This window comes from Candidatus Schekmanbacteria bacterium (assembly GCA_003695725.1).
Classification (GTDB): Bacteria; Schekmanbacteria; GWA2-38-11; order GWA2-38-11; family J061; genus J061.
Map to the genome: position 1 here is coordinate 1 of RFHX01000015.1, position 6502 is coordinate 6502.

Below are 6502 nucleotides of genomic sequence, written 5' to 3' on the forward strand. Positions count from 1 at the left end.
ATTTATCCGTCACCCTGCGGCTGGTGTTGACATTGGAGCAATTGGCGGCGGACATTCCAGTCTTGCTCAGCTGAATTCTATTGCAAATCCTGTGAGAGTGATGGATCCTGATGGTTCTTGGACAGCTGGAGCATATGATGGCAATGAGACGCCGACCTGTCTTACCTGCCACAGAGCTCATGGTAATGGCAACTCCTTTGGTCTCATCTTCCAAGCAGGAACATCTGCTGTAACGGAAGATGGTGATGGGTCAAGTATAAAAGACCTTTGCGCAAACTGCCATGTGCAGGGTTAATTAGCTGAATGCTGTGAGAGGGGGATTACCCCCTCTCACTTTTTTTAATAAATTGAAGGGATTAGAAAGAGTTGAGAATAAGAGAGGAGAGAGATACGGAGGTGATAGAGATGAGAAAGAAGATAATATTTAGCGGATTAATAGTATTGTTATATATAATGGTATTGCCTCTTTGGACATATGCGGCAAATACCTCTGTTGTCTCTCAGCGCATTCACAGGATTTATAATCCAAAAAAGAAGTTGGGTTTTTCTGGTGGGAGTTTTAGAGCGATGGGGGCGCAAGGTGGCAGTATGACAGGGACATACCATAATGGAGACCAGCTTATATGCACTGATTGCCACATAATGCATGCGAGTATGCAGCACAACTATGCAGGTGGGACAGGTCCTGAAGGGAATATATCGAGTTTTCCATACAGCGGCACGCCGAATCAGAAGCTTTTGAAGGAGTCTGGGATAGGGCTTTGTGTAAGCTGTCACGATGGTAAATCTGGGATACCTGATGTAATAGGGGCTGACAGCAATGGTTTAACGGAGAGGTCAGCAGGGAAGTTTGATAATGTAGATGTATTGAATTATAAGGGGCACAATTTGAAGAGCAATCCTGGAGATCTTTGCACGCGTTGTCATTTTGGAGGAGATATGAGCACAGCAGGAGTTGAATGTATAGAATGTCATGATCAGCATGGGAATTTGAATTATCGCAATTTGAGGTGGGCGTCAGATCCCGGGAATGAGCCTGACATAAGGGCCTTTATACAGACAGGAGCGACAGGGTTGCAGCGCTATGAGAAGGCAAATGTTGGTTATGGAGCACCTGCTTCAGGAGACAATAGTTGGCGCGAGGTTACAAATATATGTATAGATTGTCATCATGCCTTTATGGATAGTAGTGATCATTATTATACGCAGAGCAATGGTATGTGGGTAAAGCATCCTGGGACGAACAGTGAATGGGGAGCATATGCACCGATAGATGCGGCAGGAGCGAATACAGATCCTGCGCATTGGGTAGATGGGACAGGTTCAGGATTTGATATACCGCGATTGCCCTTCATTGTTGAAGGTGCTACTGATTTTGCAACAGCTACGACAGTAGCGACAGACAATAATGTGTTTTGTTTAACCTGTCATAAAGCCCATGGTTCGGATAATTCATTCTCTTTGAGATGGGATGTAGATACAGAATCTGTCTTCAGCAAGGGTTGCAGACAATGCCATAACAATGTGGATAACCAGTAGGGTTTGAGTAAATGAGCGGCTCCCTTAGAATTAAGAGATTTCGATATTTTGAGGAATATAAATTTTCAAAAGGAAGATATTCTGAAAAAGAATTTCTACCCTTCAATAGTAAAGAGGGGACAAGGGAAAATATCTTTTGATTCCCCTCTTTTTTGGAAAAAAAATATCCCTTTTTATTCTCTTCTTTTACTAATAACTACTTGTTTTTTCTATTTTTTTTTGATTTATCTATTGTTAATTAAGAAAAGAATTATAATTCCGAAAATTCGTTTTATGGCGATGATGCAAAAAAAATTTTTTCACTTTTTGGTAGTTATTATTGTTTTTTCATTTCCAAATATATCATTTGGAGGAGATTACCACACTTTTTCGACTCTTGTATGTTCAGATTGTCATGTGATGCATGGGTCAAAGACTCATCTCTATGACGGCACATCAGGGCCTGATACAACAATTGGAGGGCTTGCGCCCTATAATATGCTTTTAAAGAATAATGAAAATGAGCTTTGTTTGTCCTGCCATGACGGAAAGGCAAATGCTCCTGATGTCAGAGGGGCAAATACAAATAGTTATATAAGAGCGGCAGGAGCAATAAATGTGCTTGGCGACTCAGGGACATATGGTGAAAATAAAGGGCATACACTGGGAATTACATCTCCTCCACCCGGAGGCACCTGGACAGGCAATTCATCTGAAGGTTTGAAATGCAGTCATTGTCATAATGTCCATGGAAATAATTTTTATAGAAACCTTGTCAAAAGTCCCGGTAATGCGACTGGAAAAAAAGTTACCTATTCGACTGGTAGCGGATATGGAGGCACTGAAGCAATCCAACAAATATCTACTTCCCCAATGAGTACCCATTATGGTGCTAATAATATTTATTATAGACAAACTGCTGTGGGAACTACTGACTTTGGACTTTCAGAATGGTGCTCGGGATGTCATGAGAGCATTCATGGTCAGGGAGGAAGCGGGAATATGGGTGGATCAGCTTCAGGAGACACTTCTTCAGCAGGTGATGAATGGCTTCGTCATCCAACGAGGGATGTTACAATGTCAGAGGGAGTAACCAATAAACACATTGATTCAAATCATTGGTTTTCATCTCTTTCGTCAAGGGTGCCTGTAGTTTCTCCTTCAGGAATAATTCCCGGTTCTTCTACAGGAAGCGACAATGAGGTTTTTTGTGGAAGCTGTCATAAAGCTCATGGTTCAGATAAAAAATTTGGTCTTTTGTATGATGATGATTCAACTTCATCTTTGGAGGATGGTACATCGATGATGCAAACCTGTCAACAGTGCCATTACAAATAGAAATTAAGGAATCTTTGAGAGGCGAAAAAAGATGGATTATAAGATGTTAAAAAGAATATTGATCCTATTTATTTTTCAAATTGCTATTATTTTACCGTTATATATAGCACAAGCAGGGGGTGTATATACTCAAACTAAACATGGCGATTCATCAACAGGTGTTTTGAGAGATAATTCCATTGAAAGGGCAGATTGCCGGCAATGTCATATTGAGCACAGTGCTGGTGGTACGCCGAACACTTATGCGCTTTTTGCTCCCAATACGAATGGTCTTTGTTTTACAACATCAGGAACCAGTCCTTGCCACAATTCCGCAAGCTCCTTGGGTATATTTCAGGGCTCGGTAAAATATGGAGATTCTTCTCATGCAACAGATTCCCAGGTTGTTTGGCCAGGACCTAATCCTTCGGCAAGACCTGCAAGCGATAGCGGAAAATGTGTAAATTGTCATTCACCTCACGGTTATGAAGATGGGAATGGCCTTATCCCTTCACAATTGATAAAGAGAGAAGAAAATCTCTGCCTTACCTGTCATGATTCGAATGGTCCTGCTTCCACTGACATTCAAACAGATATTTCAAAAACATATCGTCATCCTGCTTCAGATTACACCGGACGACATTCAGAAGATGAAGATGGGACTGCTTCAAATTATGGTACTTCTCCTTCAAATAACAGGCATGCGGAATGCGTAGATTGCCACAACCCTCATATAGCAGCAGCAGACACTTCACCTCCCTCAGCACCGACTATGCCTTTGTCTTTGAAGGGTGTGGGGAGAGTCAAGGTAAGCAACGGAAGTGCAGGCACTACTCCTTCATTTACATATGTTTCTCCATCAAATAATTCAACACCCTTAAGGGAGTATCAGATATGTTTTAAATGTCATTCTTCATGGACTTCTCAGCCATCAGGACAGCCGGATTTATCAGTTAAATTTAATACAAATAATCCATCATACCATCCTGTGGAGGCACAGGGGAAAAACTTGAATATCAATCCTAATGCATTTGTCAATGGATGGTCAGACACAGACTTGATGTATTGTTCAGATTGTCATGGAAGCGACAGCGGTACAGCTAATGGTCCTCACGGTTCGACATATAATTTTATATTGAAAAATAATTATGTTCAAAGCACGGCAAAAAGGACAATGTCGTCCAACGAAATATGCTTCAACTGCCATCGTTATGATACTTACGGCAATCCAAATTCAAGTAAAACCGTTAGAAAATACAGCCGCTTCGAAAAACATCATGAGCATATCAAGAAACAATATACCTGTTATAACTGTCACGACAGTCATGGTTCTACTGAAAAGCCACATCTTATTGTAACTGGCAGAAATCCGGGTGTAATAGACTATAATGAAACACAAAACGGAGGTTCATGCCGGCCGACATGCCATGGGTGGGAAAGCTACAATGTTACATATCCAAGGTAAGAGAAAGAAAAATCAACTGGCTAATTTACCCCTTCTTTTCGTAGCTTTATTTTTCCTCTTTTTCAACACCATTGCTTGTGAGCAAATCATAACTTCTGTAAAAGAAACACAGAAAAAAGTAAAAATATCAAAAAATAGAGGAAAAGTAATTGTCTATTTTAACGGCGCAGAAAGGACAGGTATCAATCTTACTATAACTATTGATAATATAAGGATTAAATCAGAAAAAGGGGAGTGGATAAGAGTAAGCGAAAAAAGATTTCAAATCAACTCGATCAGAACAACAGGAGAACAGGTCCAAATAGGTGAGATTTTTGCAGATGCAGGGAAATATAGAGGAATGGAATTGACAATCACAGATGCAATACTTGTTGAAGATGGCAAAGAGAAGAAACTGCTAACGGATGGGCAGAAGAAGATAGTTTTTATTGATTTCGATTTTGGTGTATATCCTGAAATGAATACACCGCTTTTTATTGATTGGGACCCGATCCGTTCTGTCAAGGTTAACTATATCTTCGAGCCGGTTTTTAAATTATCTACAAAGAAATTTGAAATAAGGGGAGTTATGACTTATGTGTCTAATGAAGATTCAGGAAATATCTCTTTAATTGATAGAGCATTGCGGAGGGTCGTATCTGTAATCGAAGTAGAAGAAGGACCTAAGGGATTGGTGGCATCTCCTGATGGAACAAGGATTTTTGTGGCAAATTCACGTTCTGACAGCGTTTCTGTTATTGATACTAATTCAAATAGGGTTCTCCAGCACATAAATCTTGAATCAGGTTCAGGGCCTGAAGAAATTTCCATTTTGCCTGATGGAAGCAAACTTTATATTGTGAATTATAAGAGCAACTCTGTATCTGTTGTTAATGCCCGCAGTTTTCAGCTTTTGAGGACTATTCCTGTCGGTGTTTCTCCTATTGCTCTTGACATTGATTCGCGCGGTAGAAGGGTTTATGTAGCAAATAGCAGGTCAAATGATGTAAGTGTAATAGATGCATTGACTGATTCAATCATAGCATCATCCATTCCAGTTGATTCTTATCCAAGAGATATAATTGTAGACCAAAATAACGGGAATGTGTATGTTGCATGTTACAATTCGAATAATATTGATGTAATATCTCCTTCAACACTTTCCGTTGAAAAAAGGCTAAATACAGGAAATTCTGTCGTAGCTATTGTAGAAGATAGAAGGAGGCCTTTTATTATTTATTTCTTTCAGCAGTATCCTAATAGGATTGTGCAGTTTGATACAAACTCGAATCTAACTATTCATACCTTACGAATTAGAGGGTTTGTCAGAAATTTGAAGATAGATGAGGATAGGGGCAAGATATATGCCGTAATGCAAAATGAGAATAAAGTGGCAGTCATAGATAAGCTTTCAAGAGTTGTTGAATGGAAAGCGGAAGTGGGCAAAAAACCTTATGATGTGCTTATTTTAAGATAAAATATGGCTTTAAGTAATGTTAAACGAGGAATTTTAATTTTTTTTTTGTGCACTATTATTGTGCCCAATGTTTGGGCTATAGATGGTTTTTCAACTATAGATTACACCATTAGCGAAAATGAGACAGGAAAAGAATCAATGGACAGTGCTGATTTCAATCAAGTGTACGATTTGAATGTAAATAGGGACATTACAAGTTTATTAAGATTGCGCACAAGTTTGCGCTTTACGCGCTTTGATTCAAGGACGAATACTGAAGGAGATAAGAAAAGAACTACGAATGAAGTGCTTCAGCCCTATCTTGAAGTTAATTTTTCAGGACCCAAATATAACATCAATTCAGGTTTTAGGAGAAGTGAGACATCGATTTTCAATTATGGAAGCAGTCCTGTGAAGAATATAGACAACAATTTTTTTATTAGGTCCTTTTTCAATCCCTTTCCTAATTTGCCAATATCTTTTCAATTTGAGGACAATCATTCCTATGATGACCTTAAACCAAGAAAAAGAAATGCGGAAAGCACACGAATTATTTCCAATGTTGGTTATTCTATCTATAGGTTCAATTTCAATTATAATTTCAATAAACAGCTTAATGAGAATAGGATTAATGATGTTGTTTCCAATGTTGATAACAATACAATAAACCTTTCATATAATGATTCCTTTTTTAGAGATGTATTTACAGTTTCAACAAGTTTTATATCCAATATGACAAGGTCAGAGCAGGATGTTAATCGCGAGTC

Annotated in this window: 6 protein-coding genes; all 6 read left to right on the forward strand. The window is 39.0% G+C overall.

The genetic code is table 11. The features are described from left to right. Positions 1-295, forward strand: a 295-nt coding sequence (locus D6734_00690; protein ID RMF98187.1) for a hypothetical protein, incomplete at its 5' end; no start/stop codon positions are given. A 110-nt stretch (positions 296-405) separates the two neighbouring features. Beyond that, entirely contained in the window at positions 406-1539 is a 1134-nt protein-coding gene (locus D6734_00695; protein RMF98188.1) for a hypothetical protein, read from the forward strand. Between the two features lie 48 nt (positions 1540-1587). After that, the gene (locus D6734_00700; protein ID RMF98189.1) at positions 1588-2856 is read left to right on the forward strand and encodes a hypothetical protein; all 1269 of its coding nucleotides are present in this window, start codon (positions 1588-1590) and stop codon (positions 2854-2856) included. Positions 2857-2887: 31 nt separating this feature from the next. Beyond that, entirely contained in the window at positions 2888-4300 is a 1413-nt protein-coding gene (locus tag D6734_00705; GenBank protein RMF98190.1) for a hypothetical protein, read from the forward strand. Next, complete coding sequence (locus tag D6734_00710; protein ID RMF98191.1) at positions 4224-5756, forward strand: DUF4382 domain-containing protein; 1533 nt, start codon at positions 4224-4226, stop codon at positions 5754-5756. Before D6734_00705 ends, D6734_00710 begins: the two co-directional genes overlap by 77 nt. A gap of 3 nt (positions 5757-5759) precedes the next feature. Next, positions 5760-6502 (forward strand): hypothetical protein (locus D6734_00715; GenBank protein ID RMF98192.1); only part of this gene is annotated, 743 nt, incomplete at its 3' end.